Raw genomic sequence first — 26969 nt, forward strand, 5'->3', positions numbered from 1 at the left:
CCGCCGACTGCCGCCGCATCCTCCCGGAATGGGCTTACCTCCCGCCTAACGCGGCAGGATCCTTAACGAGGCGAGGCTCAACGCAACGGCGCATCAACCATTTTTCGTCAGGCTGCCGGCGAACAGGAGTCGCCGTGTGAGTTCGATCGCCTCGAGCGGGTCGCGTCATCGAAGATGGGATTCGTCGCCGGCGGCCGCCCTGCTGCGCCGAGGGATGACCCTGAGTCTGCCGCGTTTTCTCCTGGTCGGCAGCGCCGGCCTCCTGACGGATATGACGACCTTCTCCGGCATGTCGGTGCTCGGAGCGCCGGACGCTCTCGCCAGAAGCGTCTCCCTCGGGATCGCGACTTTCGCGACGTGGCAACTGAACCGGCGCTTCACTTTCACGGCGAGCGGACGCCCCGTGCCCGCAGAGGCCGCACGCTATCTCGCGGTGGCGCTCTGCGCCCAAGGCTTCAACCTCGCCGCCTTTCTCGTGCTTCGGAGCTTCGCTCCCGCCCTTCCGGCCCTCCCCGCGATCGGCATCGCGGCTGTCATGGCGGCGGGCCTCTCCTTCGCCGGCCAGTGCCTCGTCACCTTCCGGGCCCGCCTCGCAGGCGAGGCCCCTGAGCTCCTCGGAATCAGACCATGAGCGGCCACACCGACACCCTCGTCATAGGCGCCGGCCCAGCAGGCCTGACGACAGCCTACACGCTCGCAAAGTCCGGCTTCCAGGTCGTGGTGCTGGAGGCCGACCCGGATCAGGTTGGCGGGATCAGCCGCACGGTCGAGCACAACGGCTTCCTGTTCGACATCGGCGGACACCGCTTCTTCTCGAAGCAGAAGGAGGTGGTCGACCTCTGGAACGAGATCCTGCCCGACGATTTCATCGAGCGGCCGCGCCTGTCTCGCATCTTCTACAAGGGCAAGTTCTACGCCTATCCGCTGAAGGCACTCGAAGCCTTGCGGAACCTGGGCGTGGTCGAATCCGCGGCCTGCGTCCTGTCCTATGCGGCGGCGCGCCTTCGCCCGATCCGCCAGCCCAAGACCTTCCACGAGTGGGTGCGGAACCAGTTCGGCGAGCGTCTCTTCTCGATCTTCTTCAAGACATACACTGAGAAGGTCTGGGGCATGGGCTGCGACGAGATCTCGGCCGACTGGGCTTCTCAGCGCATCAAGGGCCTCGACCTCCGAACCGCGATTCTCGATGGCCTGGCCCGATCGCTCGCGCTGAAAAAGCCCACGGCAAAGAGCGGCGAGGTCGTGAAGACCCTGATCGAATCCTTCCGCTATCCGCGCCGCGGGCCCGGCATGATGTGGGAGGCAGCAGCCCGCAAGATCCGCAGCTTCGGCGGCCACGTCCTCATGGACCGGCGCGTGGACGGACTGTCCTGGGATGCGAAGCGCAGCATCTGGACCGTGACGGCCTTGCGGTCGGATGGCACCCGGGAAACCTTCACGGCCCGGCACGTGGTCTCGTCCGCGCCGTTGCGGGAGCTCGCCGAGGCCTTGACGCCAAAGCCGATCAGCCTCTTCCAGGCGCGCGCGCTGAGATACCGAGACTTCCTGACGGTGGCGCTCATCGCGAAGTCGGACAGATCCTTTCCCGACAACTGGGTGTACATCCACGACCCGTCCGTGCTCGTCGGGCGCGTTCAGAACTTCCGCTCATGGTCGCCCGAGATGGTACCGGACGAGGGGCATACGTGCCTGGGGCTGGAGTATTTCTGTTTCGAGGGGGATGGGCTCTGGACGATGCCGGATGACGAACTCATCGCGCTTGCTGCGCATGAGATCGGGCGCATAGGCCTGATCAACCCGGCAGACGTCGTCGACGCTGCGATCGTACGCCAACCCAAGGCCTATCCGGTCTACGACGACGCCTACCGTGAGAACGTCGAGGCGATCCGTCTCGATTTCCAGATGAACTATCCGACCCTGCATCCCGTCGGGCGTAACGGCATGCACAAGTACAACAATCAGGACCATGCCATGATGACCGGCATGCTCGCCGCCAGAAACATCATGGCGGGCGAACGCCTGTACGATGTGTGGGCGGTCAACGAGGACGCCGAGTACTCGGAAGCCGGCACCGAAGGTGCTCAGGCCTCGATCTCAGGGCTTCGGCTGGTGCCCCGGAAGGTGGCGTGAACCGCCCCAGATCAGGCGCGAGCTCTTAGATGATGTGCAGACGGCCGGGCACTGCCCGGCCGTTTCGTTTCAGGCGACAGCCTCGCCGGTAGGTACCGCTACCGATAGTAACGGCGCGGCGCGCCATAGTAGCCCCGCCGTGGGCCATAGCCGCGATGGTAGCCATAGGCGCGCCGCGGCGCGACGTAACGGCGAGCGCCGGGCCGATAGGGACGGTAGGCAGAGCCGTAACCCGGGCCGCTCGGGCCGTAATAGATCTTGCCCTGCGCCGCAGCGGGGGTGGCCCCGCCGAGCGTAGCTCCCCCCGCAAGGAGAGCCATGCCGAGCAGAGCGGCCGACAGAACCTTTTTCATGAATCCCTCCGTAAGCACAGTTGAACGGAGGTCGACCCAGCCAGTTCCGATGCCGCCCAAGAAATCGACGGACGCGGTGCTAGTCCCGGTCCGGGGCCCCCAAAGGGAATAGCGGCCGGAATGGTCGCGCCTCGTCGACGGCGCGGGCCACAGAAGCGCGCTGCAGCAGACGGGAGCGGTACGCCTTCACGACTGGAAAGTCTGGGCCGATCTCGTGCACCCAGTCGGCGTAGAACAGGGCGGGAGCCGCCGCGCAATCGGCGAGACTGAAGTTGTCGCCCGCCGCCCAGATACGGCCCGCGAGCTTCTCCTCGAGCCAAGCGTAGGACCGGTCCAGTCGTTCCCCGGCTTCCTTCCGCGCCACCTCTGGACGCCCGTCCTGGCCCCGAAGCGCCTCCAGGACGGCAGGCTGCATCGCCTCCATCACGTGATTGTCGAAGAAGCGGTCCATGAACCGCACCTCCAGGGCGTCCTTGAGATCTCTCGGCAGCAGGGGCACGCGGCCGGGATGAAAGAGTTCCAGGTGCTCGATGATGATGCTCGTCTCGGGTATGGCCCGGCCGCCGTCGAGCAGGACCGGGAACTTGGCGATCGGCCAGAGTTCGCGTAGCTCCTCGAACGCGACCGGGTCCTCCGGTACGAGAGAGCGATACGTGAACGGTGTCCCGTTCTCGTACAGTGCGATCAGGACCTTTTGGCAGTATGACGAGAACGGGTGGGCGTAGAGTGTGAGGCTCATGCCGCCCCCTCGTAGGCCCGCCTGATCGCTGCAACGTCCAACTTGCCCATCTCCATGATGGCACCCATCGCGCGGGCGGCGCGGGCCTGGTCCGGATCGCGCCACATCGCGAGCGCCTCGCGGGGCACGATCTGCCAGGAGAGACCGTAGCGATCCTTCAGCCAGCCGCACGGGCCCGGCTGGCCGCCTTCGCAGAGCGCCGCCCAGTAGCGGTCAACCTCGTCCTGGCCTTCGCATTCGAGGATAAAGGAGACGGCCTCGCTGAACTTGAAATGCGGTCCGCCATTCAGGCCAAGGAAACGCTGGCCGTAGAGGACGAACTCGACTGTGAGGACGGAGCCGGCTTGGCCGGAGGGCGTATCGATGGGGGAGCGGTCGACCCGCTCCACCCGGCTGTCAGGAATGAGGTTCGCATAGAAGGCCGCTGCCTCCTCCGCGACCCCGTCGAACCAGAGGCAAGGCGTGATCCCGGGCACGGTTCACCTGCCGAACGAAACGATAGGCTCGAAGCCGCCGAAGATCATCCGCTTGCCGTCGAACGGTGCTCCGCTCTCCATCTTCATGCGCGGATCCTCCATGATCTTCCTGTTGCCCGTGTCTCGCGCCTCCCTGGATGGCCACTCGACCCACGAGAAGACGACGACCTCGCCCTCCTCCGCGTTCACGGCCCGCCGGAAATCCGTGAGCTTGCCGTCCGGGACGTCATCGCCCCAGCATTCCACGACACGGGACGCACCGTGCTCCAGGAAGATGCGGCCAGCATCCTCCGCCAGCTTCCGGAATGCTTCCTTGTTTGCCGCGGGCACGGCGATCACGAAACCGTCCACGTAGCTCATCGTTTCCTCCCAATCCTTGTTGTCGTTACGCCGCGTCAGCTCGCGCTGAGCTTCTCACGCATCCGGTCGTGCCGTTGGGCGACCTCGGGCGTCATCGCCTCGCCGAAATCTTCCATCTCGTAGAATGGGCGGATTTCGATCTCGCTCGGGCCAGGCATTGGATTGGGACAGCGCTTCGCCCAAGCCACAGCCTCCTCCATGTCCTTGACCTGCCAGATCCAAAAGCCCGCAACGAGTTCCTCCGTTGCCGCGAACGGGCCGTCGATGACGGTCCGGCTCGGCCCATCGAAGGCGATCCTCTTGGCCTGGGAGGTCGGCTTCAGGCCCTCCCCGGTTTGCAAGATGCCCGCAGTGACGAGTTCCTCGTTGTACTTCGTCATGGCGTCCAGGAGTTCGGCAGAGGGCATCAGCCCGGCCTCGCTCTCCTTGGTGGCCTTCACGAGAACCATCACGCGCATGTCGTCCTCCCCGGTGCTGATCTCCGACCAGCCGTCAGGCCGCTGCCTGCGCCCCACCCATTGCCGCCTTGGCAGCCTCGACGTCCATCCACATCACCTCCCAGATGTGGCCGTCCGGATCCTCGAAGCTCCGGCCGTACATGAAACCGAAATCCTGGGTCGGCGTGGGATCGAGCTTGCCGCCTGCGGCGCCCGCCTTCCCCACCATGACGTCGACACCAGCCCGGCTCTCCTCGGACAACGCAATCAGGACTTGCGCGCTCTTGTGCGCGTCCGGGATCTCCTTCGAGCTGAACTGCCGCCACTTGTCGTGGGTCAACAGCATCGCGTGAATTGTGTCGGAGAAGACCATGCAGGCCGCCGTGTGATCGCTGAACTGAGGGTTCTTGGTCGCGCCGACCGCCTCGTAGAAGGCCACCGACCGCTCGAGATCGGTTACGGGCAGGTTCACGAAAATCAGCTTCGCCACGGCGCTCGCTCCCATTCACTTCGACGCTTGGACGCTAGCCGAGCAGGTTATATATCGCAACCATGAAGTCAGAAAAAATAACTCAGGCCGCCCGAAGCAGCCCGCGGCGCATCTACGACGACGCTTGCGGTGCCGCCCACGCGCTCGATCTGGTCGGAGAGCGCTGGTCCCTGCTGGTGATGCGGGAATTGATCCTCGGCCCCAAGCGCTTCAGCGAACTCCGCGCCGACCTGCCTGGTATCAGCGCAAACGTGCTGACCCAGCGACTCGAAGGGTTGGAGGGAGCCGGCATCCTTGTCCGGCGGAAGCTGCCGCCGCCCGCTTCCGTGCAGGTCTACGAACTGACGCCCTGGGGATATGAGAGCGAGCCGATCTTCCAGGTGCTCGGCCGCTGGGCGGCACGCTCGCCGTCCCATGACCCGAGCCTTCCCCTGAGTGCGACCTCGCTCTTCCTTTCATTCAGGACGATGTTCGATTCCACTCGGGCGCGCGGCTTTGCAGCGCGGATCGGCTTCCGGTTCGGCGATGTTCGCTTCCTGCTCCGACTAACCGAGGCCGGCGTCACCATCGAACGCGGCAGTACAGAGACATCCCAGGTCGAGATCACCGGCAGCCCAAGGGCAGTCGCGGGGGCGGTGTACGGGGGCGTGCCGCTCGATGCGCTCAAGGCAAGCGGCGCCCTCGCGATAGAGGGGGACAGCGCGGCCGCCGAGCGTTTCGTGACGCTTTTTCCGCTGCCGTCCAAAGTCGGCCAAGGCAAATAGGGCCTCGGAGCCGCCGGCCAAACGAAGAAAGGGCGACGCCTTGGCGCCGCCCTTCTCGTGTTGCTTCCGCCGAACCGGCCGGGCCGGTGCCCTGCCGCTCGGGGCGGGAGGGCGGAGATTGCGGGCGGGGCTCGGCCGGACCCGACTTAGCTGAGGTGCTTGGAGAGGTGCTTGTTCATCTCGAACATGGTGACCTTGTCGACACCGAACACCTTCTTGAGCTTGTCGTCGGCCAGGATCTCGCGGCCGTTCTTCGGGTTCTGAAGCTTGTTCGACTTGATGTATTCCCACACCTTCGAAACGACCTCGGTGCGCGGCAGAGGCTTCGTGCCGACGACAGCACCAAGCTCCTTCGAGGGCGTCATCGGCTTCATCAGGGCCGGATTCACCTTGCGGGGAGCGCCTTCGCCCTTCGCAGCCGCCTTCGGCTTCGTCTCGCTCTTCGCCGCCGTCTTCGTTTCCTTGGCCATTCCCGCCATCTCCTCTAGTCGCGGAATCAACCGCAGCCTCGGGACCCTTGAGCAGAGGGGCGCGTCCCGTCAACGCTCTAGGGGCATTCCTTTGTGAGTTTTCGGCTCCAGAGGAGTATCCCAGGCCCATAATCCGGGGCGGCGAAGGGTTCGAAGGGCTCCTGGGCCCACTCGGACGCGTTTCGGGACGCCCCCCGCGGAGAGAATGCGCAAGGCTAAAGGCTCAAGCGAGGCCTGATCCACGGCCGGGCATATGGAGATCGGAACGCGCCGTGCTCCTGATGAAACGCCTGCACAGCGCCAGCATAGCTCCAGATAAGATTTAGACTAGCTCTAAGCTACTGGAAGAAAACCACTTTTTCTTGCATGCCCGCACCGCCCGTGCTGTTAGCAGCGCATCAACGCCCAGGAATCCGAGAGGGAGGCGAACGTGCGCGGCTACAGGATCCGACTCCTCGCTGCTTCGATGATGGCGGCATCGCTGACCGGCCTCCCTGCCCTCGCGGCCGGCGAAGTGAATGTCTACACGAACCGCGAGCCAGGACAATATTCCGCAACCCTGGACGAGTTCACGAAAGCGACCAGCATCAAGGTTAATGCGATATTCTCGGAGCAGGGCCTCGCCGAACGCATCGCGGCGGAAGGGGATCGCAGTCCGGCCGACGTGCTGATCACCGTCGATATCGGGCGCCTGCAGCAGGCGCTGGACCTCGGCGTTGCGCAGCCGGTCCGGTCGGAGGCGATCGCTGCCGCGGTGCCCGCGAATCTTCGCGATCCCGACGGGCGCTGGACCGCGCTCTCCATGCGGGCCCGCACGATCTATGTGTCGAAGGATCGTGTGCCTGACACGGCGCTCACCTACGAGAGCCTCGCCGATCCGAAATGGAAGGGGAAGGTCTGCACCCGCTCGTTCCAGCACCCGTACAACATCGCGCTGACGGCGGCGATGCTCGTCAAGAAGGGCGAGGAGAAGACCCGGGCGTGGCTCGAGGGCGTGAAGGCGAACCTCGCCAAGAAGCCCTCCGGCGGTGACAGGGACGTCGCCAAGGACATTGCTGCCGGTGTCTGCGATGTGGGCCTCGGGAATTCCTACTATGTCGGCCTGATGGCGACGGGAAAGAACGAGGACCAGAAGAAATGGGCGGCTGCGATCCGCCCGGTGTTGCCGACCTTCGAGGACGGCGGAACGCACGTAAACGTCTCCGGCGCCGTCGTCGCCAAGAACGCGCCGAACCGCGAGAACGCGATCAAGCTGATCGAGTACATGGTGTCCCCGGACGCCCAGCATGTCTTCGCGGACGTGAACTACGAGTACCCGATCCGGGAAGGCGTGGCCGTGAACCCGTTCATCGCATCCTTCGGCAAGCTGAAGCCCGACCCGATGAGCCTGGCAGATGTTGCCAAGGCGCGTAAGCGCGCCAGCGAACTCGTCGATGAGGTTGGTTTCGACCGCTGATCGCCGCTGAAGCCGGGCCGCTGCAGGTTGCTGCACCGGCCGCGCGACCTTGGCCGCGCTTTGGCTACCGCCCACCTCTCATCCTGATCGCGCCCCTCCTCGGGGCGCTTTCGGTTGCGGCGCCGCTCGCCTCCCTTGCACTCTCGGCGGTGCTCGCCGGCTCCGATGCGCTTGTCCGGCTGGCATCGAGCGTTCTGCCTGCCGCGCTCCTGGAAACGGCGCTCCTCCTGTCAGGAGTGGCGTTCCTCACGCTTGCCATCGGGACCGGCGCGGCATGGCTCCTCACCGCGTTCCGCTTCCCCGGCTCGCGCACGCTCGCCTGGCTGCTCCCCCTTCCCCTCGCCGTCCCGACCTATGTGACGGCCCTGGCCTATGTCGAGATCCTGGACGCTGCGGGGCCGGTACGCTCCGCGCTACGCGAATCCTTCGGACGAACCGTCGCAGACCACTGGTTCCCGGAGGTACGCTCGCTCTCCGCCTGCATCGTGCTCTTCGCGTTCGTCCTGTTTCCCTACGTGTTCGTCGCCGCGCGGGCGGCATTCCTGGCGGGCGACGCTTCGGTGATCGCGGCGGCGCGGATCCTCGGATGCGGACCGATCCGCCTGTTCCTGCGAGTGGCGCTTCCCGTTGCCCGCCCTGCTGTCGCCGTCGGCACCACCCTGGCGCTGCTCGAGACGCTCAACGACGTGGGCGCCAGCGAACATCTCGGCGTGCGGACCCTCACGGTCTCCGCCTACACGGCTTGGCTGAACCGGGGAGACATGGCCGGGGCAGTGCAGATTGCGGGTATCGCACTCCTCATCGTCGCCTGTTTGCTCCTTGCCGAGGAGCTGCAACGCAGCCGGCGCCGCTACCACGGCTCGGGGCACTCCACGGCGCGCCTTGAACCGGTCCAACTGACGGGAGCGAAAGCGGCTCTCAGCGCAGCCCTGTGCATCATCCCGCTTCTCGTCGGCTTCGTGATCCCGGCGACATTCCTTGCCGTAGAAGTCGTCCGACGCGAGCTGATCCAAGCTGCCGGGCTCGCCCTCCTCGAGCAACTCGGCACGACGATGCTCCTTGCCTCGGCCGCGACCCTCATCGTGGTCGCCTGGGCAGCCGCCATCGCGCTCGCCGCCCGCCTGAGGCCCACCCCTGTCGCTCGGAGGCTCTCCTTCGTCGCCAGCCTTGGCTATGCAGTGCCTGGGACCATCCTGGTGCTCGGGTTGTTCGCGCCTCTCGTCGCGCTCGACAAGGTTCTCGGCAACATCTGGGCCTTCCTGTCGGGGGATCGTCCGGGCCTGATCCTGATCGCGTCAGGGGCGGCGCTGGTCATCGCCTACGTCATTCGGTTCTTGCGCGTGGCGGTCGTGACCCTGTCCGCGCAGTTGGCGCAGACTCCGCCCGAAATCGACCAGGTTGCCCGGGTGCTCGGGGCGCCTCCGGGCAAGCTCGCCCGCTACATCCAGCTGCCACTCCTGCGCCCGGCGCTCGGAGGCGCGGCGCTGCTCGTCTTCGTCGACTGTCTGAAGGAGCTGCCAGCAACCCTCCTCTTGCGGCCGCTCAACGTCGAGACGCTCGCGACCCAGGTCTACAGCGCCACGTCCCGGGGGATCTTCGAGGACGGCGCACTCGCCGCCCTCGTCATCGTGCTCGCAGGGCTTGGGCCGATCGCCTGGCTTACCCGCGCCATGCGGCAGGGCCCATCCGATCCGACGCGCCCTGCCAGGCCGGATCAGGCCGCCTTCTGAGAGGCATCAGAAAGGGCGACCGTGAAGGTTGCCTCTGTCTGGCCCTTGACGTCTTCGACCGTAACGCCCGGCGCGAGCTCGATCAGCTTCATGCCGCCGCTGCCGTGCTTGTCGATGGTGAAGACGCCCAGGTCGGTGATGACCATGTCCACGACGCGCGTGCCAGTCAGCGGCAGCGTGCAGGCATGGAGCAGCTTCGGCTCCGTCGAGCCGTCCTTGCCCTTCGCCGAATGCTCCATGACGACAACGACCTTCTTGACGCCCGCGACAAGATCCATCGCGCCGCCCATCCCCTTCACCATCTTCCCGGGGATCATCCAGTTGGCGAGGTCGCCATTCTCGGCGACCTGCATGGCCCCGAGGATCGACAGGTTGATGTGCCCGCCGCGGATCATCGCGAAGGAATCGGATGAGGAGAAATAGCTCGTGGTCGGCAGTTCGGTGATCGTCTGCTTGCCGGCATTGATGAGGTCAGGATCCTCCTCCCCCTCGAACGGGAACGGCCCCATGCCCAGCATCCCGTTCTCGCTCTGGAGCTGAACAGTCATGCCTTCCGGGATGTAGTTCGAGACGAGGGTCGGGATGCCAATGCCGAGATTGACGTAGAAGCCGTCGCGCAATTCCTGCGCGGCGCGCTGGGCCATCTGGTCGCGTGTCCAAGCCATTGCTGAATTCTCCCTCAGGCCGCCTTGCGGACCGTGCGCTGCTCGATCCGCTTCGCGGCGTTCGGTGCGTGTACGATGCGGCTGACGTAGATGCCCGGCGTGATGATGTGATCGGGATCGATCTCGCCAGGTTCGACGAGGTGCTCGACCTGCGCAACGGTGACCTTGGCGGCAGTCGCCATCATCGGATTGAAGTTCCGCGCGGTCTTCCGGTAGACGAGGTTGCCTTCCTTGTCGCCTTTCCAGGCATGGACCACCGCGAGGTCAGCGAAGAGGCCACGCTCCATCACGTAGTTTTCGCCGTCGAACTCGCGGGTCTCCTTGCCCTCGGCAATGAGCGTGCCGTAGCCGGTCTTCGTGAAGAAGGCCGGGATGCCGGCCCCACCGGCGCGGATACGCTCGGCGAGGGTACCCTGCGGGTTGAATTCAATTTCCAGTTCGCCAGCGAGATATTGCTGGGCGAAGGTCTTGTTCTCGCCGACATAGGACGAGATCATCTTCTTGATCTGCCGCGTCTCGAGAAGAACGCCGAGGCCGACCCCATCGATGCCGGCATTGTTCGACACGATGGTCAGGTTCTTTGCACCTGAATCGCGGATCGCCTCGATCAGGAGATCCGGAATCCCGCACAGGCCGAAACCGCCGGCCATGATCGTCATGCCGTCGCCGATGACACCCGCCAACGCCGCTCGGGCGTCAGGATAGACCTTCTTCATTCATTCACTCCCCGAGGCGAGCGAATGCGCTCAGCCCCCTCGCGCCACCATAAAGGCGCTCCAGGTTCGGTCCAAGCCTTCCAGGCAGCGAATCCGGAGAGGCCGATGCGCTCCTCACCCCGGGCCTCGCCTGACACGGCGCGTCCGGGCTCCGCGCCAACGGGACGACAGGGCCGCCAGGGCAAGCGTCAGGACGACCAGCGCGATCATCAGGGTCGAAGCCGCGTTGATCTCCGGCGTCACCCCCAATCGCACGCTGCTGTAGATCAGCATCGGGAGCGTCGTGGAACCTGGTCCGGATGTGAAGCTCGCGAGCACCAGATCGTCGAACGACAGCGTGAAGGCGAGAAGGAAACCAGCGGCGACGGCCGGTGCGATCAACGGCAGGGTCACCGTGAGAAATGCCCGCATCGGGGGCGCCCCGAGATCCGCGGCGGCCTCCTCGAGGGAGCGGTCGAGATCAGCCAGCCGAGCCTGCACCACGACCGCCACGAAGGCGAGCGTCAGCGTCGTGTGCGCGACCGTGACAGTCCAGAAGCCGCGATCGAGCCCCATGGCGACGAACAGGAGCAGCAGCGACAGCCCGGTGATGACCTCGGGCATCACCATCGGGGCATAGAGCATGCCCGTGAACAGGGTCCGGGCGCGGAACCGGCCGTATCGGACGAGCGCATAGGCGGTCAGCGTCCCCAGCACCGTGGCGAACACCGAGGAGAGGCCGGCTACGCGGAGGGAGGTCCAGGCGGCCTGCTTGAGAGGCTCGTTACCGAGAAGCGCTCCATACCACTGGGTCGAGAATCCACCCCACACCGTGACGAGGCGCGATGCGTTGAACGAGTATGCCACGACGAGCGCCAGGGGCACGTAGAGGAAGGCGAGCCCGAGCGCGAGCGCGAGGCCGTTGAACCAGGTGAAACGACGCCTGCTCATGCCCGGGGCTCCAGCCGGCGCGCCTCGGCGTTGCGGTAGGCCACGATCGGTCCGACCAGCAGGATCGTCATCACGACCGCGACCGCGGAGGCCAGCGGCCAGTCGCGGTTGGAGAAGAACTCGCTCCACAGCGTTCGTCCCAACATCAGCGTCTCCGACCCGCCGAGCAGGTCGGGGACGATGAACTCGCCCACGATCGGGATGAAGCAGAGGAGCGTGCCAGCCACGATGCCGGACATCGAGAGCGGGACGGTCACGGTCCAGAATGCCTTCAGGCGCGACGCTCCGAGATCCGATGCCGCCTCGACCAGGGTCGGATCCTGCCGCTCCAGGCTCGCGTAGAGCGGCAGGATCATGAACGGAAGATAGGAATAGACGATGCCGATCAGGATGGCGGCATTCGTGTTCAGGATCTGGAGAGGCTGCTCCACGATCCCCAGGCCGAGCAGCGCCCGGTTGAGAAAGCCCTCGGGGCTGAGGATCGCCATCCAGGCATAGACGCGGATCAGAAGGCTCGTCCAAAACGGCACGATGACGAGACCGACCAGGATCGGCCGCCAGTTCGAGGAGGCGCGCGCCATCGCGAGAGCGATCGGGTAGCCGAGGAAAAGCAGAAGGATCGTGGAGGTCGCAGCGAGACCGAACGAGGACAGCGCCGCATCCCGATAGAGAGCGTCCGCAAGGAGCGTCCTGTAGTTCTCCAGTCCCAACGCCTCGAGCACGGGCCGCCACGCCTCTGGCTCAAGGCTCCAGGGGAAGTGCGGCCTGTACGGAGGCTGCGCGATCGCCGGCTCCGAAAGGCTGATCCTGAGCACCATCGCGAATGGCGCCAGGAAGAAGAGGGCGAGCCAAAGGAACGGCGGCGCGACGACCAGAATACGGCTGCGCCGGCCGGCAGCTACGGATGCGCTCACGGCAGGAGCACCGCGGCTTCGGGCGGGAAGCTCAGTTGCACCGGAGTGCCTTCCGCCAGACCCGGCGCCATTTGCCCGTTCGGCTGCGCAACCCGAAGCACCTGCCCCGCGGCCACCTCGACACGGTAAAGCGTTTCGCTGCCCAGATAGCTCGCGCTCACGATCCGCCCGGCGAGACGGTTCGAACCTTCCGCCCCGGTGGGTATCGGCTCCAGGATCAGCTTCTCTGGCCGGATGGCGATGGTGCGCGGCAGCAGGTCGTCTCCTCCGTCAGCCGACGGGAGCACCGAGAATGGCCGGGGCGACCACCCGGTCGCGACCTGGACCACACCGTTGCCGGTTCCGACCACCTCGGCGGCGGTGAGATTCACGTCTCCGAGGAAGGCCGCGACGAACCGGCTCGCGGGACGCTCATACAGCTCGCGCGGCGGACCCACCTGGGCCATGCGGCCCTTCTCCATGACGCCGATCCGGTCGGCCATGCTCATGGCTTCGTCCTGGTCGTGCGTGACCATGATGAAGGTGGTGCCGAGCTTGTGCTGCAGGCTCTTGAGTTCCGCCTGGGTTTCCTCCCGCAAGCGCCGGTCCAGAGCGCCGAGCGGCTCGTCGAGGAGGAGAACGCGAGGATTGCGGGCGAGCGCCCTCGCGAGAGCGACCCTCTGACGCTGCCCTCCTGAAATCTGAGCTGGATAGCGGTCCCCGAGATCGGGCAGGCGAACGAGGCGGAGCATCTCGTCTACGCGCCGGGCAATCTCCGCTTTCGGCATGCGGCCCTGCTTCAGCCCATACGCGATGTTCCCTGCGACGGTGAGATGGGGGAACAGCGCATAGGACTGGAACATCATGTTCAGCGGCCGCCGATGCGGCGCATCGTGCGCGATGTCCCGGCCGTCGAGGAGGATGCGACCGCGATCGGGCTCCTCGAAACCGGCCAGCATCCGCAGAAGCGTGCTTTTCCCGCAGCCCGACGGGCCGAGCAGGCAGAAGAATTCGCCCTCGCAGATGTTCAGCTCAAGGTCGTCGACGGCCGTGAGAGCGCCGAAGCGCTTCGTGATCCCCTCAAAGCGGATCAGGAGTTTAGGACCGTCGGTGCATTCCCCAGGAGCGTTCGCCCCGAAGCCGTCCCTTGCCGGATCGGCCAAACGTCGCCGGAAGAACAAGATGTCGTTGAACCTCGCGCCCTAGAAACGGCGCGAGACTAGCCAAACCTTCCGTCCGCCTCAATGCGCGTCGGCCGAGGCGGCTCCGAGCTTGGGACGCTTGATGAAGGGCGTGAGCAGGGCCAGCGACCCGAACAGGAAGGTCATGATCAGGAAGACGTCCCCGAAGGACATGACGAGCGCCTGCTGGCGAACGATGTTCGAGACGGTCCTGAGGCCCGCAAGACTCGCATCGGAGCCGAGCCGCGCATAAGCGCCTGTCATCGTCTGAAGCGTCTCGTTCGCGATGGCACGGCTCCAGGTCACCTTCTCGTGCAACCGGGTGAGATGAAGGTCCCAGCGCTCGTTGAGGGTCGTGTTGATGAGCGCGAGCCCGACGGCGCCGCCGAGATTGCGTGTCAGATTGAACAGCCCCGACGCGTTCTTCATTCGCTCCGGCGAGAGCGTTCCGAGCGCGATGTTGTTGATCGGCACCATGCAGACCATGAGCGACACGCCGCGCAGAACCTGCGGGATCAGAAGCTCCCAGAAGTCCCAATCCTTGGTGATGTACGACGCCCACCAGGTCCCGAGCCCGAAGCCAATGAAGCCCGCCGCCATCATGGCACGGGGATCGACCTTGCCCATCAGCCGCCCCACGATGGGCGCGGTGAGGAACATGCAGATACCGGTGACGAACATCGTCTCGCCGATCTGGAGGGCCGAGTAGCCGCGTACCCGGCCGAGATAGACCGGATAGAGGTAGGTCAGGCCGTAGAGCCCGATCCCCATCACGAAGCTGAAGGCGCAGCCCGCCGCGAAATTGCGGTTCGTGAAGGCGAACAGGTCGACGATCGGCTGCTTGGCCGTGAACATCCGCCAGAAGAAGCCGAGGCCGGCTCCGACACACACAACCGTCCCGATCAGGATGTACTCGTCCTGGAACCAGTCCTTGATCGGGCCTTCCTCGAGGACGAATTCGAGGCAGCCGAGGAAAGCCGCCATGAGGGCGAGCCCCGTCCAGTCGAAATTCTTGAACAGGCCCAGGTTCGGCTCATCGAAATCGACCAGGAAGTAGGTCGTCACGGTGACGAAGATCCCCGGCACGATGTTGACGAGGAAAAGCCAGTGCCAGGAGAAGAGGTCGGTCAGATAGCCGCCGACCGTCGGCCCGATCGTCGGAGCGAGGGTTGCGACGAGCCCGATGATCGGCGTGACCACGTTGCGCTGCTCGGGCCTGAAGATCGTGTAGGCGGAGGCAAAGACGGTCGGGATCATGCCGCCGCCGATGAAGCCCTGGAGGGCGCGGTAGACGATCATCTGCTCGATGGACGAGGCCGTCGCGCAGAGGAAGCTCATGAAGGTGAAGCCGGCGGCCGAGATCACGAACATCCAGCGCGTCGACAACACGCGTGACAGCGTGCCCGACAGCGGGATCATGATGACCTCGGCGATCAGATACGCCGTCTGAACCCACGAGATCTCGTCCGCCGACGCGGAGATACCGGCCTGGATCTCCGCCAGGGACGCAGAGACGATCTGGATGTCCAGGATCGCCATGAACATCCCGAACACCATGCAGAGGAAGGCGAAGAGCTTACGCCCCTCCCCCGCCGGCGCGGCCGCCGCCGGCGCGGCGGCGGGAGTCGCGAGCGCTGCGCTCGCCATGGCGCTACCTCGCGGCCTGGGCCGTACGCGGCGCGCGCGTGTCGACGTGGACAACGACCGACATGCCGGGGCGGAGCACCGCATCATCGGCCTGCTCGACCCTGATCCGGACCGGAACGCGCTGGACGATCTTCGTGAAGTTGCCGGTCGCGTTCTCCGGCGGGAGAAGGCTGAACTGCGAGCCGGAAGCGGGTGAGATGCTCTCTACCCGGCCCTCGAACTGGCGGTCCGGATAGGCATCCACCTCGAACTCGACCTTCTGTCCGGGATGGATCCTGGCCAGTTGGGTCTCCTTGAAATTGGCATCGACCCGAACGCTCGCGAACGGGATCAGCGCGGCGAGCCGCGTCCCCGGCTGAACATAAGCGCCCACCTCGACGGCCCGGTTGCCGAGGACGCCCGTCACGGGAGCCCGGATGGTCGCGAAGGAGAGATCGCGCTCCGCCCGCGCCACGGCCGTCCGGTATTCGGCGGCGACGCGGTCGGCCTCGTCCTTCTGAGCCTTCAGCACGTCCACATTGGCTCGGGCGGCGGCAAAGCCGGCCTCGGCCGCCAGGACGTTGGCGGCCGCCCTGTCGCGGTCCGCCTGCGCCTGCTCGAGACGAGCGCGAGAGGCGAAGTCCGATTGGGAGAGGCGAGCCTGGCGGTCGTAATCGGCAGCAGCGCGGACAGACTCGGCACGGGCGGCGGCGATCTGCGGCTCCGCCTGCCGGACCTGGGCCTCGGCGGCCTCGATCTGCCTCGCGATCCGCTCGACGGATGCATTCTGGGTGGCGAGCTTATCCTGGGCGGCCCTGACGGCGAGCCGGTAGTCGACATCGTCGATGCGAGCGATGACCTGGCCCGCCTGCACAGTCTGGTTGTTCTCGACCTCGACCGCGGTCACGTATCCCGAGGCCTTGGCCGCCAGGATCGTGACGTCGGCCCCGACATAGGCGTCGTCGGTCGAGACGAAGAAACGGCCGTTCGTCCACCAGCCATAGCCGAAATAGCTGCCGGCCATCAGGGCGATCGCGAGGATCACCAGGAGCACGACACGCTTGCGGGAGCCCTTCGGTGGCGGTGCGGGAGTGGCCGGCCTGGCCTCGGCCCGCGCGACGTCGGAGCCAATTCCGGTCTCCGCCTTGAGGACCGGAACGCCGGCTCTGCTCATATCCGGAGCCTCCCGCATGGGGCCGCTCCGCTCCGCTGAGGAAAGGTCGTCGGACCGCACCATGAAGAACTCCCGACACGAGCCCGCAACAGGTCGCCATCGGCTCAGATTGACCTGCGGGAGAGGTCTCATATATTTTGACCGAACGGTTCGGTCAATGAGCCACTCTGGATGCGATGAGCGCCACCCTTCAAGCGAAGCCCCCCGAGCTCCCTGCGGCGGATAGCGCCAAACGTCGTCAGATCCTGGATGGCGCGCGGCGCGTGTTCCTGTCCGCGGGTTTCGATGGGGCCAGCATGGGCGAGATCGCCAAGGCCGCCCGCGTCTCCAAGGGCACGCTCTACGTCTACTTCGACTCGAAGGAGGCGCTCTTCGAGGCGTTGACGCTGGAGGAGAAGGCCGGCCTTGCCGAGGCGGTCTTCCGGCTGGACGAAAGCGATCCGGACGTCGCCTCGGCCTTGCGGCGCCTGGGCGTCAGCTTTCTTGAGGCGATGCTGAAGCCGGACCACATTTCCTCGATCCGGATGGTGATCGGCGCGACCGACAAGTTCCCCCGCTTCGGCCAGTCGTTCTACGAGGCCGGGCCGCGGACCGGAGCGCGTCGTCTGAAGGCCTACCTGGATGCCCAGGTGGCGGCCCGGCGCCTGCGCATCGAGGACACCGAGGTTGCGGCGGAGCAGTTTCTCGGCATGTGCTCCGCGCGATCGTTCAAGCGCGCCATTTTCGGCGTGGAGGCCGGGCCGAGCCCGGCGCAGATCGCGCGCGAGGTCGAGGCTGCGCTCGGGGTCTTCCTGCGCGCCTACGGGGTCGGCTGACCCTATTCGTCGCGCAGGGCCGCCTGCACGCGCGCGTGCAGGAGGTCGGGCCGCTTGATGACGAGGGCGCCGCGCTTGCGCTCGATCAGGCCTTCCTGATCCATCGACGTGAACTCGCGCGTCACCTGCTCGCGCCGGCAGCCGATCCGGGCGGCGAGGACGTGGTGAAAGGGCGGCGGGGTGACCACCCGTTCCGTCTCGCTGCCCTGCCGCGGCACGGAGAGGCGCAGCAGCTCCGAATAAAGCCGGTGGCGGAGGTCGAGGACGGTCTGCTCCATCAGGCGGGCGTCGAGTTCGCGCACGCGGCTGGTCAGGAGGCGGAACACGCGCCCGGCGACGGTCGGCGCCGCGAAGACGATCTCCTGGAAGACCGGGGCCGACATCACGCAGACCTCGCCGCGGGTCAGGGCGGTGACGTTCGCCGAGCGTTTCACGCCGTCGAGCGCCGCCAGCTCGCCGAAGAGGGAGCCGGCCTTCATCTCGCCCAGGATGACCTCCTTGCCCGAGCGCGTGCGGATGAGGACCCGGACGTCGCCCGCGGCCAGGAAGAACACGTCCCGCGAGGGATCGTCGAAGTCCACGAGGATCTCGCCGGGCGTGAAATTCCGCCAGCGCACGCGCGTCTCGAAGCGTGCGAGATCGACCTCCGCGTCCTTGAAGAACGGGATGCTTGCCAGACGGTTCATGCCAATCCCGTTGTGTCCCCCATGCGCGGCATGGCTGCCGTACATGGCCCCGAAGTCAAGCCTTAACGTGTTGCTGCCATGTTGCTTGGTGAACCGGGACGCAAAGCTCGGCCGGCATCTTCCAGAACACGGAGGACCCGCAATCCTTCATGGCCGTCCGTTCGCGGAACTGCTCCGGTCCGGATACTGTGGAGAAAGTGGAGACATTCCAGCCGCAATGGTTCACCCTGCTCGACCGCGATGCTCTCCGGCTCCGAGCGCTCGATCAGGGCCGTCCCGCCCGTCTCGGTGATTCGATAGCCGTAGAGGACGAGCTTGCCGTCCCAGGGGGCGCGGTCGTCGAACACCGCCATCGCCTCCGTCCCGACCACCACGAGCCGCTGCTCCTTATAGGGGTGGAGCCAGGAGGAGCGGATTTCCGCCGTGGCTCCGTCCGCGAAGGATAGCGCGACGGTGGTGGTGTCGGCGATGCCAGGATGCGTGTGGTAACCGCCGAACGCTTCCACCCGGGCGGGCTCGGCGCCGCTCAGCGCCAGCACCATCGAGACGTCGTGCGGGGCCAGCGCCCAGAGCGCATTCTCCTGGCGGCGGATGGCGCCGAGATCGAGCCGGGTGGAGACGAGCGACATCAGCCGTCCGAGCCGTCCCTCCCGAACCAGACCGGCCAGGGCCGCGAAAGCGGGGTGGTACTGGAGGATGTGCCCGACCATGAGCCGCCGGTCGTGGTGCCGCGCGATCTCGCACAGGCGCTCGCCATCCGCCACGGACAGCGCCAGCGGCTTCTCGACGAAGAGGTGCTTGCCCGCCTCCAGCGCCCGGCTGCCGAGCGGCAGGTTCTGCGCCGGAGGCAGGGCGAAGACGAGGCCCTCGATCGTGTCGTCGGCGAGCGCCGCCTCGAACGGGAGCGCCGGCACGCCGTATCGCCCGGCCTGCTCCGCCGCGAGGGCCGCATCGGCATCGACCACGCCGGCCAGCGCCCCGAGTTCGGCATAGTTGCGCACGTGGTTGCGACCCCAGCGGCCGCAGCCGACGACCGCGACCCGGGGCAACTCCCTCTCGCTCTCTCTGCGCATGGCGCTCGTGAAGCCTCCTCTCCCGGTCCGTCCGGGGTTTCGAGGTCATAGCGGCGGCATCCCGCAGGGTCGAGGCGACACACGGCCTTGCCCGGACGGGCCGCAATCGCCACAAAGCCGGCATGCTTCACCTCAACGAGCTGACCTATCGCATCGGCGACCGGCTGCTGCTCGACCGTGCGACCGTCGCCCTGCCGACCGGCGCGCGGGTCGGGCTGGTCGGCCGAAACGGCGCCGGCAAGACGACCCTGTTCCGGCTCATCCTGGGCGAGATCGCCGGGGAAGGCGGGGCGGTGGCGCTGCCGCGCGGCGTCCGCATAGGGGCGGTGTCCCAGGAGGCGCCCGGCGGGCCGGAATCGCTGATCGAGGTCGTCCTCGCGGCCGACAAGGAGCGCGCGGCCCTGCTGGCCGAGGCCGAGACGGCCGAGGGGATGCGACGGGCCGAGATCGAGACGCGGCTCGTCGACATCGATGCCTATTCCGCCCCGGCCCGGGCCGCCGCCATCCTGCATGGCCTCGGCTTCGACGCGGAGGCGCAGGCCCGGCCCTGCTCCGCCTTCTCGGGCGGCTGGCGCATGCGGGTCGCGCTTGCGGCGGTCCTCTTCACCGAGCCGGACCTCCTGCTCCTCGACGAGCCGACCAACTACCTCGACCTCGAGGGCACGCTCTGGCTCTACGATTACCTCGGCCGCTATCCGCATACGGTCCTGGTGATCAGCCACGACCGCGAGTTGCTGGACACCTGCGTCGACCACATCCTCCATCTCGACCGCGGCAAGCTCTCGCTGTGGCGCGGCGGCTATTCCTCCTTCGCCCGGCAGCTCGCGGAGAAGCGCCGCCTGGAAGCCAAGTTCGCCGCCAAGCAGGAGGCGGAGCGCAAGCACCTCCAGGCCTTCGTGGACCGCTTCCGGGCCAAGGCCTCCAAGGCCCGCCAGGCGCAGTCGCGCATCAAGCGCCTGGCGAAGCTCGAGCCGGCCTCGCTGATGGTCGAGGACAACGTCCTCCCCTTCGACCTCCCCTCCCCCGAGCGCCCGCTGTCGCCGCCGATCATCGCGATGGACCGGGTCGAGGCAGGCTATGGCGAGCGCACCATCCTGAAGCGGCTCGACCTCACCATCCTGCCGGACGACCGGATCGCGCTGCTCGGGTCCAACGGCAACGGCAAGTCCACCTTCTGCAAGGTGCTGGCGAACAAGCTCGAGCCCCTGTCCGGCACCGTGACCCGCTCGAACAAGCTGGAAGTCGCCTATTTCGCCCAGCACCAGCTCGACGAGCTGTCGGACGCGCCGACGCCCTATTCGCATGTCGCGGCCCGGATGCCCGGCCAGCCCGAATCGAAGATCCGGGCCCGCTGCGCCCGGCTCGGCTTCCAGGGCCAGAAGGCCGACACCCCCGTGAGCCAGATCTCGGGCGGCGAGAAGGCGCGCCTGATGATGGGGCTCGCGGCCTTCAACAGCCCGCATCTCCTCATCCTGGACGAGCCGACCAACCACCTCGACATCGACAGCCGCACGGCCCTGATGGAGGCGATCAACGATTACGAGGGGGCCGTGATCCTCGTCAGCCACGACCGCTTCCTGATCGAGGCCTGCGCCGACAGGCTTTGGCTCGTGGCCGATGGCGGCGTCCAGACCTTCGACGGCGACATGGACGATTACCGCCGCTTCGTCCTGTCGGGCGGCGAGAAGAAGCCCGCCAAGTCCGCCCCGGAGCCGGACGAGCCGGGCTCGCGCGTCGACGATCGGCGCGAGAAGGCCGAACGCCGGAAATCGGCGGAACCCAAGCGCAAGCAGCTCGAGGTGCTGGAGGCGCGCATCGAGCGCCTCTCGGGCGTCATCGCCAAGGTCGACAAGGCGCTGGCGGACGGCTCCGCCTACGAGGCCGACAAGAAGAAGGCGAACGAACTCGCCCGCATGCGCGCCGAGGCCGCGAAGGCGCTCGCCGCTGCCGAGGACGAATGGCTCGAGCTCTCGGGCGAATTGGAGTCGGTGGGGTAGCGCCGCCCGGGCGTTCCTTCTGCCCCTGCGGGGAAGGGCCAAGGGATCGGGCGTTCCGCCGTCGAGAGAGCGCCAGGCAGAGCGGCCCTTCCGCTCACACCGGCGAAAGCCGGTGTCCCAGGCTCCCGCGTCTGGATCCCGGCTTCCGCCGGGATGAGCGGGAAAGCGGGCACGCGCCGTCCGTCCCCGACCCGGGGTCCGGTCCAGCTGCGATGTCAAACAGCGATGCCCAAGAGAGGGAAGCGGGGCGCCGGTTCTCCGGCCTTCAAAGATGTGTCTTGCGGATTTGCCAGGTCCCTCCCGGCGCCCCGCGACGGTCTTTTCGGCCCCATGGGCACACGCCCGGTCAGCCGCCCGGGCGCCACGGTTTCCGGAACCGCGACCTCGGGACCCGCCCTCGCCTCCGCCAACGGTGCCCGGTGTCGACCGCCGTTCCCCCGCCGGAGACGAGTGACGGCCATATAGGAATAAATGCTAGATCTGTCAAGTTGGGATTCCGCTCACACCGGCGAAAGCCGGTGCCCAGCCGCCCTGCTGTGGTGGATCCCGGCTTTCGCCGGGATGAGCGGGTGCCGCCGCCGCGCTCCCTCTCCCCGGCGGGGAGAGGGCTGGGGTGAGGGGGAGAGCGCTCTCCGGAGAGGGCACCCCCTCACCCGCCACCGGTCTCCGCCCGGTGGCGACCTCTCCCCGGCGGGGAGAGGTGAGGCGCACCACCGTCGCGCTCCGCCTGTCATCCCCGGTGCCTGCGCAGCAGACCACCCGGGCCACTGCGCCACGCGCCGCCGAGGCGAAGCCCCTCACAGCAGGGCCTGGAGCTGGAACAGGTCGGCCTCGCTCACGTCCGAGACCGCCCAATAGGCCATCCCGCCCTTGCTCCAGCCCAGGATGTTGAATCCCTTCTGGCGCGTCAGGACGGGGGCGCTCGGCGGAGCGTTCGGGCGGGGGCGGACCAGGAGGGTGATCGTGTGCAGGCGACGCCGGTAGACGAGCGCCGCCGCGCGTTCCTGGCCGATCACGTCCACGCGGCCGCCGACGAGCGGAAAGCCTTCCTCCGCGAGATCCTTGACGGGCGGCGAGAATTCAAGCCGGCCGGCGAACCAGGGTTTCACCTGGTGCGTGTCGGACGTCGCGACCTGGACCGGGCTGTCCTGGGCGACACCCCTCAGATGGGCGTTCAGCGCATCTCCGACCGCCTGCTCGGCGCCGAAATCGCGCTGTGCCGCCGACCACGTGATGATCGCCGTGAGCAGGCAGGCGGCGGCGAGCGTCCCGGCCTGGCCGAGCACGGAACGCAGGCGCGCCCCGTGCCAGGAAAACCAATCGTTGCGGCGGCGAGCGGCCTGGCGCGCCTCCTCGGCAGCAAGCCCGGCCTGGATCGCGGTCCGAAGTCCGGCCGGCGCGGGAATGCGCGCACCGGCCACCCTGTCGTGCAGCCGTCGCAGCGCGCGCACCTCCTGCGAGCATTCCGCGCAGCTCTCCACATGCAGCGCCAGCTCCGAGCGGGCCGCTTCGGGCAGCTCGCCATCGACGAAGGCGTCGAGGCGACCGAGAGCGTCCTCACACCGCATGGCGACCCTCCTCGTCGGCAAGGAGCCTCCTCAACTGGGCGCGCGCCCGCGACAGCCGCGACATGACCGTCCCGATCGGCACGTCGATCACGTCGGCGATCTGCTGGTAGGAAAGCTCCTCCATCTCGCGCAGCACGACCGTTTCGCGCAGCGGCAGCGGAAGCGCCTCGAGGGCTCGGCGCACGCTCTCGGCCTCCGCCTCGCTGACGAGGCGCGCCTCCGCCGAGGGCTCGTCGGTCGGGAACTGCATCGGCATGGGCGTGCCGTCCCCGCCGCGGGAGACGGCCTCGTCGAACGGGATCACGTTCGCCACGCGGCGGCGCCGGGTCAGGAACGTGTAGGCGAGATTGCGCGTGATCGTCAGCAGCCAGGGCTTGATCGCCTCGCCCCTGAAGCCGTCGATGGCCTGGAAGGCCCGAAGATAGGTCTCCTGCACGATATCGTCCGCGTCCGCGCGGCTCCTGACGATCCAGCAGGCGACCGAATGCACGGCATCGAGATGCTCGAGGGCCTGCCGTTCGAACTCCACCCGCTCCATCGCGAGGGCTCCGCGCCATTGCCGTCCGATCGAGACTCGCGCGGGGCGGCGATTATTCCGCCCGCATGCGGCACCCGAGAGGCGGAATAAACGGCGGGGCTCCCTGGTTTAGGCCGCAGGTCCGATCCTCCCGGGACCGGGCCAGCATCAGAGGAGCCTCTCCATGCCCTCCCCGTCCCGCCGCTCGTTCATGATATCCGCCGCCGGCCTCGCCGCCGCGCTCGGGCTGGATGCCCCGCTCCTCGTTCCCCCCGTCCGGGCGCAGGCCCTGCCGAACCCGGGCAAGGGCTTCCATCGCTACCGGGTGGGCTCCGTCGAGGTGGTCGCCCTCTATGACGGGATCTGGCGCAAGCCGCACGATCCGGCCTTCATCCGCAACGCCTCGGTCGCCGAGACGAAGGAGGCGCTCGCCGCAGCGGGCCAGGTCACCGAGTACATGCCGATCCCGCTCACCGTGATCGTGCTCGATCTCGGCGACCGCCTGGTGATGGTCGATTCCGGGTCGGGGGTCGGGCAATGGCAGCCGAACGCGGTCGACCTGCCGGCCAACATGAAGGCGGCCGGGATCGATCCCAGGCGGATCGGCACCATCCTGATCTCGCATTTCCACCCCGACCACATCTTCGGCCTGATGGAGCGGGGCACGAACCGGCCGGTCTATCCCGATGCCGAGTTGGTCGTGAGCGCTGACGAGTATCGGTGGTGGACCGAGCCGGGGCGGATCGCGGCCCTGCCCGAGGCCCGGAAGGGCCTGGGGGTGCGCATCCAGAGCGCCTTCCCGACCTGGACCAATTTCCGCCTCGTCGAGGGCGAGGAGGAGGTCGCACCCGGGATCCGGCTCGTCCGCGCGCCCGGTCACACGCCGGGCCATGCCGCCTTCCACCTGTCGTCCGGGGCGGAGCAGCTCATGATCTCGAACGACGTCGCCTATGTGCCGGCGCTGCTGGCGCCGCATCCGGACTGGCAGGGCAGCTACGACCAGGACGGCCCGCTGGCTGTCGAGACCCGGCGCCGGCTGCTCGACCGGGTGATCGCCGAGAAGATGGCGATCTGCGGCGCCCATTTTCCGTTCCCGGGCGCCGGCACCTTCACGAAGGACGGCTCCGCCTACGCCTTCGCGCCCGTTTCCGCCTGACCTGAGAGGAGAACGCCATGACCACTCGCTCGATCCGTCCCATGCTCGCCGCCGCCGCGGCCCTGGTGCTGTGCGGAGCGCCGGCGCTCGCCGTCGACAACATGGTCACGGCAGGCGCGCCGGAACTCGGCGCGGTCCGGACCAAGATCAAGGCCGCCGATTATCCCGGCGCGATCGCCGATCTCGACGCCATGGTCCGGGGCGGCGTCCAGCATGCGGACGTCTACAACCTGCTCGGCTACAGCCTGCGGAAGACGGGCGAGGTGGGCCGGGCCGCCACCTTCTACGCCAAGGCGCTCGAATTCGACCCGGCGCATCGGGGCGCGCTCGAATACCAGGGCGAGCTCTTCGTGCAGACCGGGCAGATGGACCGGGCAAAGCGCAACCTGACCATCCTGGCCCAGCTCTGCCCGCAGGGATGCGAGGAACGGGAGGACCTGGCCCGCTCGATCGCGCAGGGTGCCGCAGCCACGCAATAGGAGGCCGCCATGTCCGAGACCCTGACCCGGGGGCTTCGCGCCTCCGGTCCACCGCTCGACCTGCTGGGTCGGCTGCTGCTCGTCTCCGTCTTCATCGCGGAGGGCTGGGACAAGCTCGCGCATTATCCCGGTGCGCTCGCCTACATGGCGATGCACGGGGTGCCGGGCGCGCTGCTGCCCTTCGCGATCGTCGTCGAGATCGGCTGCAGCCTGCTCGTCCTCGCCGGCTGGCACACGCGGCTTGCGGCGCTCGGGCTCGCTGTCTTCTCGGCGGCCGCCGCGATCCTGTTCCATCTCGGCGCGCCGGGACGGAGCGAGCTTCTCCATTTCGAGAAGGACCTGGCGCTCGCCGGCGCGTTCCTGATCCTCGCCGCCCGCGGCGCCGGAGGGCTGTCCCTCGACGCGCTCGGCGAGGCGGGCTGCTGGGTCGCACCCTCGGCAGCGGACAGGGGGAGCCGTTCGGCTTCGTGATCGGCTGCGGGACATCGTGGACAGGCACCCCGCCGGGCCCCGGCGGGGGCAGAACCGGAGCCGGCCACCGAGCGGTCGTGCGCCGCACTCCGACCCACCCCCTTCGTCATGCCGAGGAGGGCCGCAGGCCCTTTCTGCGTCGGCCGGGCTCGCCTCTGGCTGGCCGGTGATTCATCCCACCGTAAGCAAGAACTCCTCGACAGTACCGATGACCACGTTCCTTTGCCGCGGAGCGGAACGTCCGGGCTGCCGTGAGGTTAGCGAAGCATAGCTCTGCCCGCCGGATGTGCAGGTTCTGCACACGGATGGGCCAACGGAGGTCAACGTGAACAACGTGATGAAAGCCGCGGCAGCTCTGGTGCTGCTCGCCACCCCGGCGCTCGCCCAGAATACGGCCCCGGCCTCGCCCGGCTCCGGCTCGCCCACCGGCTCTTCGAACCCGGCCGTCAACACGCAGGGGAATGCTCCCTCCAGCGTGAATGCGTCCGGCAAGGCTCAATTCGTCGCCCCGACCGCCCTGGAGCAGGGAGCCAACAGCTTCACCGAAGGCCAGGCCAAGTCCCGCCTCGAAGGCGCCGGGCTCAAGGACGTGACCGACCTGAAGAAGGACGACCAGGGCATCTGGCGCGGCAAGGCCATGCACGACGGCAAGAGCGTCACGGTCGGGTTCGACTACAAGGGCAACATCGCGGCCCAGTAAGGCCGCCCTCGACCCTCGCGGCCGCGGATGCGCCTTCCGGCGCGCCGGCCGCCAACCTCTGCAAGGATCAAGCTCATGACGACCAGAACAGTTACGGCGATGTTCGATCGCTATGACGACGCCGCCAAGGCCGTCGCCCGGCTCGAGCAGGCCGGCGTGCCGGATGGAGACATCAGCATCGTGTCCAACGATGCCAACCAGCGCAGCCGCTACGCGGACACCTCCCGCACCACCACCACCACCGAGCACCCGGATGCCGGAACCGGCGCGGGAACCGGCGCGACCCTCGGCACCGCCCTCGGCGGCGGCGCGGGCCTTCTCGCCGGGCTCGGCATGCTGGCCATCCCGGGCCTCGGCCCCGTTGTGGCGGCCGGCTGGCTCGCTTCCACGCTCGTCGGCGCCGGCGCCGGCGCCGCGACAGGCGGGCTGATCGGCGCCCTGACCGGGGCCGGGATCGACGAGGCGCATGCCCATTCCTATGCGGAAGGCATCAACCGCGGCGGCACGCTGGTGACGGTGCGGACGGACGAGGCGCGTCTCGCCCAGGTGACGAGCATCCTCGATGCCGACGGCACGGTCGACATGGGCGAGCGCGAGGGTACCTGGCGCCAGGGCGGCTGGGACGGCCGCTATGCCGGCACGGGCGACTACGCGCCGGGGACGACGGGTGCGCTCTCCTCCGGCCCGGTCGGCGCGGCGGCCTCGACCACGACCGGCCTCGGCACGGGCGGCACGGCCACGCGCGACCGCGTGCGGACCTATCCGCGCTGACGCCTCCTCGCCGGCCCTCTTCGGGCCGGCCTTCAGCCCGGCTGAGCTGGAGCCGCTCCGATCCGGAGCGGCTCTTTGCTTTTCGGGATAGGTGAAATCCCGCAACACTGGCCGGCGAAGCTTCGCGTTCGGGCGGCCCAAGCTTG

30 protein-coding genes are annotated in these 26969 nt (G+C 67.5%); 12 read left to right on the plus strand and 18 right to left on the minus strand.

The features are described 5' to 3' along the window. The first annotated feature begins 214 nt into the window (after positions 1 to 214). A complete protein-coding gene (locus ACO2SS_RS11475) occupies positions 215 to 631 on the plus strand; it encodes a GtrA family protein (protein ID WP_423277775.1) in 417 nt (138 codons plus the stop codon). Then, complete coding sequence (locus tag ACO2SS_RS11480) at positions 628 to 2130, plus strand: NAD(P)/FAD-dependent oxidoreductase (protein WP_423277776.1); 1503 nt, start codon at positions 628 to 630, stop codon at positions 2128 to 2130. The genes ACO2SS_RS11475 and ACO2SS_RS11480 overlap by 4 nt, the downstream gene beginning before the upstream one ends. Positions 2131 to 2228: 98 nt before the next feature. Here the strand turns inward: ACO2SS_RS11480 and ACO2SS_RS11485 are convergent, their stop codons facing one another. From ACO2SS_RS11485 to ACO2SS_RS11510, 6 genes are all read right to left on the minus strand, one after another. After that, the gene (locus ACO2SS_RS11485; protein WP_423277777.1) at positions 2229 to 2483 is read right to left on the minus strand and encodes a hypothetical protein; all 255 of its coding nucleotides are present in this window, start codon (positions 2481 to 2483) and stop codon (positions 2229 to 2231) included. Between the two features lie 79 nt (positions 2484 to 2562). Beyond that, complete coding sequence (locus ACO2SS_RS11490) at positions 2563 to 3222, minus strand: glutathione S-transferase family protein (RefSeq protein ID WP_423277778.1); 660 nt, start codon at positions 3220 to 3222, stop codon at positions 2563 to 2565. Further along, on the minus strand, positions 3219 to 3698 hold the full coding sequence (locus tag ACO2SS_RS11495; RefSeq protein ID WP_423277779.1) for a VOC family protein: 480 nt from the start codon (positions 3696 to 3698) through the stop codon (positions 3219 to 3221). The genes ACO2SS_RS11490 and ACO2SS_RS11495 overlap by 4 nt, the downstream gene beginning before the upstream one ends. Positions 3699 to 3701: 3 nt before the next feature. Then, complete coding sequence (locus tag ACO2SS_RS11500; RefSeq protein WP_423277780.1) at positions 3702 to 4058, minus strand: DUF1428 domain-containing protein; 357 nt, start codon at positions 4056 to 4058, stop codon at positions 3702 to 3704. Positions 4059 to 4093: 35 nt separating this feature from the next. Next, positions 4094 to 4516, minus strand: coding sequence for a YciI family protein (locus tag ACO2SS_RS11505; protein ID WP_423277781.1), 423 nt, complete (start codon positions 4514 to 4516; stop codon positions 4094 to 4096). A 34-nt stretch (positions 4517 to 4550) separates the two neighbouring features. After that, entirely contained in the window at positions 4551 to 4985 is a 435-nt protein-coding gene (locus tag ACO2SS_RS11510) for a VOC family protein (protein WP_423277782.1), read from the minus strand. 62 nt (positions 4986 to 5047) lie between these two features. Here ACO2SS_RS11510 and ACO2SS_RS11515 point away from each other — a divergent pair, with 62 nt between their 5' ends. Next, on the plus strand, positions 5048 to 5749 hold the full coding sequence (locus ACO2SS_RS11515) for a winged helix-turn-helix transcriptional regulator (RefSeq protein ID WP_423277783.1): 702 nt from the start codon (positions 5048 to 5050) through the stop codon (positions 5747 to 5749). Between the two features lie 146 nt (positions 5750 to 5895). On the opposite strand, the gene ACO2SS_RS11520 is transcribed toward ACO2SS_RS11515, so the two are convergent. Continuing rightward, entirely contained in the window at positions 5896 to 6219 is a 324-nt protein-coding gene (locus ACO2SS_RS11520) for an SWIB/MDM2 domain-containing protein (protein ID WP_423277784.1), read from the minus strand. 466 nt (positions 6220 to 6685) lie between these two features. Between ACO2SS_RS11520 and ACO2SS_RS11525 the strand changes: the two genes are divergently transcribed. After that, positions 6686 to 7675, plus strand: coding sequence for a Fe(3+) ABC transporter substrate-binding protein (locus tag ACO2SS_RS11525; RefSeq protein ID WP_423277825.1), 990 nt, complete (start codon positions 6686 to 6688; stop codon positions 7673 to 7675). Between the two features lie 149 nt (positions 7676 to 7824). Next, positions 7825 to 9405 (plus strand): ABC transporter permease, encoded by a 1581-nt coding sequence (locus tag ACO2SS_RS11530; protein WP_423277785.1) that lies wholly within the window; start codon positions 7825 to 7827, stop codon positions 9403 to 9405. On the opposite strand, the gene ACO2SS_RS11535 is transcribed toward ACO2SS_RS11530, so the two are convergent. The 7 genes from ACO2SS_RS11535 to ACO2SS_RS11565 form a co-directional block, all read right to left on the minus strand. After that, a complete protein-coding gene (locus ACO2SS_RS11535) occupies positions 9390 to 10070 on the minus strand; it encodes a 3-oxoacid CoA-transferase subunit B (RefSeq protein WP_423277786.1) in 681 nt (226 codons plus the stop codon). The two genes, ACO2SS_RS11530 and ACO2SS_RS11535, sit on opposite strands and share 16 nt — an antisense overlap. A gap of 14 nt (positions 10071 to 10084) precedes the next feature. Next, a complete protein-coding gene (locus ACO2SS_RS11540) occupies positions 10085 to 10786 on the minus strand; it encodes a CoA transferase subunit A (protein WP_423277787.1) in 702 nt (233 codons plus the stop codon). A 114-nt stretch (positions 10787 to 10900) separates the two neighbouring features. Next, entirely contained in the window at positions 10901 to 11716 is an 816-nt protein-coding gene (locus ACO2SS_RS11545; protein WP_423277788.1) for an ABC transporter permease, read from the minus strand. After that, on the minus strand, positions 11713 to 12630 hold the full coding sequence (locus tag ACO2SS_RS11550; RefSeq protein WP_423277789.1) for an ABC transporter permease: 918 nt from the start codon (positions 12628 to 12630) through the stop codon (positions 11713 to 11715). The genes ACO2SS_RS11545 and ACO2SS_RS11550 overlap by 4 nt, the downstream gene beginning before the upstream one ends. Next, complete coding sequence (locus ACO2SS_RS11555) at positions 12627 to 13772, minus strand: ABC transporter ATP-binding protein (RefSeq protein ID WP_423277790.1); 1146 nt, start codon at positions 13770 to 13772, stop codon at positions 12627 to 12629. Before ACO2SS_RS11555 ends, ACO2SS_RS11550 begins: the two co-directional genes overlap by 4 nt. Before the next feature lie 78 nt (positions 13773 to 13850). Further along, entirely contained in the window at positions 13851 to 15437 is a 1587-nt protein-coding gene (locus ACO2SS_RS11560) for a DHA2 family efflux MFS transporter permease subunit (RefSeq protein WP_423277791.1), read from the minus strand. A 4-nt stretch (positions 15438 to 15441) separates the two neighbouring features. After that, a complete protein-coding gene (locus ACO2SS_RS11565; protein ID WP_423277792.1) occupies positions 15442 to 16590 on the minus strand; it encodes an HlyD family secretion protein in 1149 nt (382 codons plus the stop codon). A gap of 176 nt (positions 16591 to 16766) precedes the next feature. Between ACO2SS_RS11565 and ACO2SS_RS11570 the strand changes: the two genes are divergently transcribed. Beyond that, positions 16767 to 17405, plus strand: a complete 639-nt coding sequence (locus tag ACO2SS_RS11570; RefSeq protein WP_423277793.1) for a TetR/AcrR family transcriptional regulator — start codon at positions 16767 to 16769, stop codon at positions 17403 to 17405. A gap of 2 nt (positions 17406 to 17407) precedes the next feature. Here the strand turns inward: ACO2SS_RS11570 and ACO2SS_RS11575 are convergent, their stop codons facing one another. Together ACO2SS_RS11575 and ACO2SS_RS11580 are read right to left on the minus strand one after the other, a co-directional pair. Next, the gene (locus ACO2SS_RS11575) at positions 17408 to 18091 is read right to left on the minus strand and encodes a Crp/Fnr family transcriptional regulator (RefSeq protein ID WP_423277794.1); all 684 of its coding nucleotides are present in this window, start codon (positions 18089 to 18091) and stop codon (positions 17408 to 17410) included. 62 nt (positions 18092 to 18153) lie between these two features. Further along, on the minus strand, positions 18154 to 19164 hold the full coding sequence (locus tag ACO2SS_RS11580) for a Gfo/Idh/MocA family protein (protein ID WP_423277795.1): 1011 nt from the start codon (positions 19162 to 19164) through the stop codon (positions 18154 to 18156). A 122-nt stretch (positions 19165 to 19286) separates the two neighbouring features. Here ACO2SS_RS11580 and ACO2SS_RS11585 point away from each other — a divergent pair, with 122 nt between their 5' ends. Beyond that, positions 19287 to 21161, plus strand: coding sequence for an ATP-binding cassette domain-containing protein (locus tag ACO2SS_RS11585; RefSeq protein ID WP_423277796.1), 1875 nt, complete (start codon positions 19287 to 19289; stop codon positions 21159 to 21161). Between the two features lie 797 nt (positions 21162 to 21958). On the opposite strand, the gene ACO2SS_RS11590 is transcribed toward ACO2SS_RS11585, so the two are convergent. Together ACO2SS_RS11590 and ACO2SS_RS11595 are read right to left on the minus strand one after the other, a co-directional pair. Further along, positions 21959 to 22729, minus strand: coding sequence for an anti-sigma factor family protein (locus tag ACO2SS_RS11590; protein ID WP_423277797.1), 771 nt, complete (start codon positions 22727 to 22729; stop codon positions 21959 to 21961). Continuing rightward, positions 22719 to 23267: a sigma-70 family RNA polymerase sigma factor gene (locus ACO2SS_RS11595; RefSeq protein WP_423277798.1), complete on the minus strand. Its 549-nt coding sequence runs from the start codon at positions 23265 to 23267 to the stop codon at positions 22719 to 22721. The genes ACO2SS_RS11590 and ACO2SS_RS11595 overlap by 11 nt, the downstream gene beginning before the upstream one ends. Before the next feature lie 163 nt (positions 23268 to 23430). Here ACO2SS_RS11595 and ACO2SS_RS11600 point away from each other — a divergent pair, with 163 nt between their 5' ends. From ACO2SS_RS11600 to ACO2SS_RS11620, 5 genes are all read left to right on the plus strand, one after another. Beyond that, positions 23431 to 24402, plus strand: coding sequence for an MBL fold metallo-hydrolase (locus ACO2SS_RS11600; protein WP_423277799.1), 972 nt, complete (start codon positions 23431 to 23433; stop codon positions 24400 to 24402). A 17-nt stretch (positions 24403 to 24419) separates the two neighbouring features. Next, positions 24420 to 24881 (plus strand): tetratricopeptide repeat protein, encoded by a 462-nt coding sequence (locus ACO2SS_RS11605; protein WP_423277800.1) that lies wholly within the window; start codon positions 24420 to 24422, stop codon positions 24879 to 24881. Between the two features lie 9 nt (positions 24882 to 24890). After that, entirely contained in the window at positions 24891 to 25352 is a 462-nt protein-coding gene (locus tag ACO2SS_RS11610; RefSeq protein ID WP_423277801.1) for a DoxX family protein, read from the plus strand. Positions 25353 to 25677: 325 nt separating this feature from the next. Then, on the plus strand, positions 25678 to 26052 hold the full coding sequence (locus tag ACO2SS_RS11615; RefSeq protein WP_423277802.1) for a PepSY domain-containing protein: 375 nt from the start codon (positions 25678 to 25680) through the stop codon (positions 26050 to 26052). 75 nt (positions 26053 to 26127) lie between these two features. Beyond that, positions 26128 to 26823 (plus strand): general stress protein, encoded by a 696-nt coding sequence (locus ACO2SS_RS11620; RefSeq protein WP_423277803.1) that lies wholly within the window; start codon positions 26128 to 26130, stop codon positions 26821 to 26823. The last annotated feature ends 146 nt before the right edge of the window (positions 26824 to 26969 follow it).

This window comes from Enterovirga sp. CN4-39 (genome assembly GCF_049446235.1).
GTDB lineage: Bacteria > Pseudomonadota > Alphaproteobacteria > Rhizobiales > Beijerinckiaceae > Enterovirga.

Excerpts from the sequence above, each read along its gene's own strand:
- ACO2SS_RS11565 (WP_423277792.1), bottom strand. The coding sequence starts at position 16,590 with ATGAGCAGAGCCGGCGTTCCGGTCCTCAAGGCGGAGACCGGAATTGGC.
- ACO2SS_RS11570 (WP_423277793.1), top strand. The coding sequence starts at position 16,767 with ATGAGCGCCACCCTTCAAGCGAAGCCCCCCGAGCTCCCTGCGGCGGAT.
- ACO2SS_RS11575 (WP_423277794.1), bottom strand. The coding sequence starts at position 18,091 with ATGAACCGTCTGGCAAGCATCCCGTTCTTCAAGGACGCGGAGGTCGAT.
- ACO2SS_RS11505 (WP_423277781.1), bottom strand. The coding sequence starts at position 4,516 with ATGCGCGTGATGGTTCTCGTGAAGGCCACCAAGGAGAGCGAGGCCGGG.
- ACO2SS_RS11485 (WP_423277777.1), bottom strand. The coding sequence starts at position 2,483 with ATGAAAAAGGTTCTGTCGGCCGCTCTGCTCGGCATGGCTCTCCTTGCG.
- ACO2SS_RS11490 (WP_423277778.1), bottom strand. The coding sequence starts at position 3,222 with ATGAGCCTCACACTCTACGCCCACCCGTTCTCGTCATACTGCCAAAAG.
- ACO2SS_RS11605 (WP_423277800.1), top strand. The coding sequence starts at position 24,420 with ATGACCACTCGCTCGATCCGTCCCATGCTCGCCGCCGCCGCGGCCCTG.
- ACO2SS_RS11600 (WP_423277799.1), top strand. The coding sequence starts at position 23,431 with ATGCCCTCCCCGTCCCGCCGCTCGTTCATGATATCCGCCGCCGGCCTC.
- ACO2SS_RS11520 (WP_423277784.1), bottom strand. The coding sequence starts at position 6,219 with ATGGCCAAGGAAACGAAGACGGCGGCGAAGAGCGAGACGAAGCCGAAG.
- ACO2SS_RS11610 (WP_423277801.1), top strand. The coding sequence starts at position 24,891 with ATGTCCGAGACCCTGACCCGGGGGCTTCGCGCCTCCGGTCCACCGCTC.
- ACO2SS_RS11475 (WP_423277775.1), top strand. The coding sequence starts at position 215 with ATGACCCTGAGTCTGCCGCGTTTTCTCCTGGTCGGCAGCGCCGGCCTC.
- ACO2SS_RS11535 (WP_423277786.1), bottom strand. The coding sequence starts at position 10,070 with ATGGCTTGGACACGCGACCAGATGGCCCAGCGCGCCGCGCAGGAATTG.
- ACO2SS_RS11560 (WP_423277791.1), bottom strand. The coding sequence starts at position 15,437 with ATGGCGAGCGCAGCGCTCGCGACTCCCGCCGCCGCGCCGGCGGCGGCC.
- ACO2SS_RS11595 (WP_423277798.1), bottom strand. The coding sequence starts at position 23,267 with ATGGAGCGGGTGGAGTTCGAACGGCAGGCCCTCGAGCATCTCGATGCC.
- ACO2SS_RS11480 (WP_423277776.1), top strand. The coding sequence starts at position 628 with ATGAGCGGCCACACCGACACCCTCGTCATAGGCGCCGGCCCAGCAGGC.
- ACO2SS_RS11525 (WP_423277825.1), top strand. The coding sequence starts at position 6,686 with ATGATGGCGGCATCGCTGACCGGCCTCCCTGCCCTCGCGGCCGGCGAA.
- ACO2SS_RS11515 (WP_423277783.1), top strand. The coding sequence starts at position 5,048 with ATGAAGTCAGAAAAAATAACTCAGGCCGCCCGAAGCAGCCCGCGGCGC.
- ACO2SS_RS11580 (WP_423277795.1), bottom strand. The coding sequence starts at position 19,164 with ATGCGCAGAGAGAGCGAGAGGGAGTTGCCCCGGGTCGCGGTCGTCGGC.
- ACO2SS_RS11590 (WP_423277797.1), bottom strand. The coding sequence starts at position 22,729 with ATGCGGTGTGAGGACGCTCTCGGTCGCCTCGACGCCTTCGTCGATGGC.
- ACO2SS_RS11585 (WP_423277796.1), top strand. The coding sequence starts at position 19,287 with ATGCTTCACCTCAACGAGCTGACCTATCGCATCGGCGACCGGCTGCTG.
- ACO2SS_RS11545 (WP_423277788.1), bottom strand. The coding sequence starts at position 11,716 with ATGAGCAGGCGTCGTTTCACCTGGTTCAACGGCCTCGCGCTCGCGCTC.
- ACO2SS_RS11620 (WP_423277803.1), top strand. The coding sequence starts at position 26,128 with ATGACGACCAGAACAGTTACGGCGATGTTCGATCGCTATGACGACGCC.
- ACO2SS_RS11540 (WP_423277787.1), bottom strand. The coding sequence starts at position 10,786 with ATGAAGAAGGTCTATCCTGACGCCCGAGCGGCGTTGGCGGGTGTCATC.
- ACO2SS_RS11500 (WP_423277780.1), bottom strand. The coding sequence starts at position 4,058 with ATGAGCTACGTGGACGGTTTCGTGATCGCCGTGCCCGCGGCAAACAAG.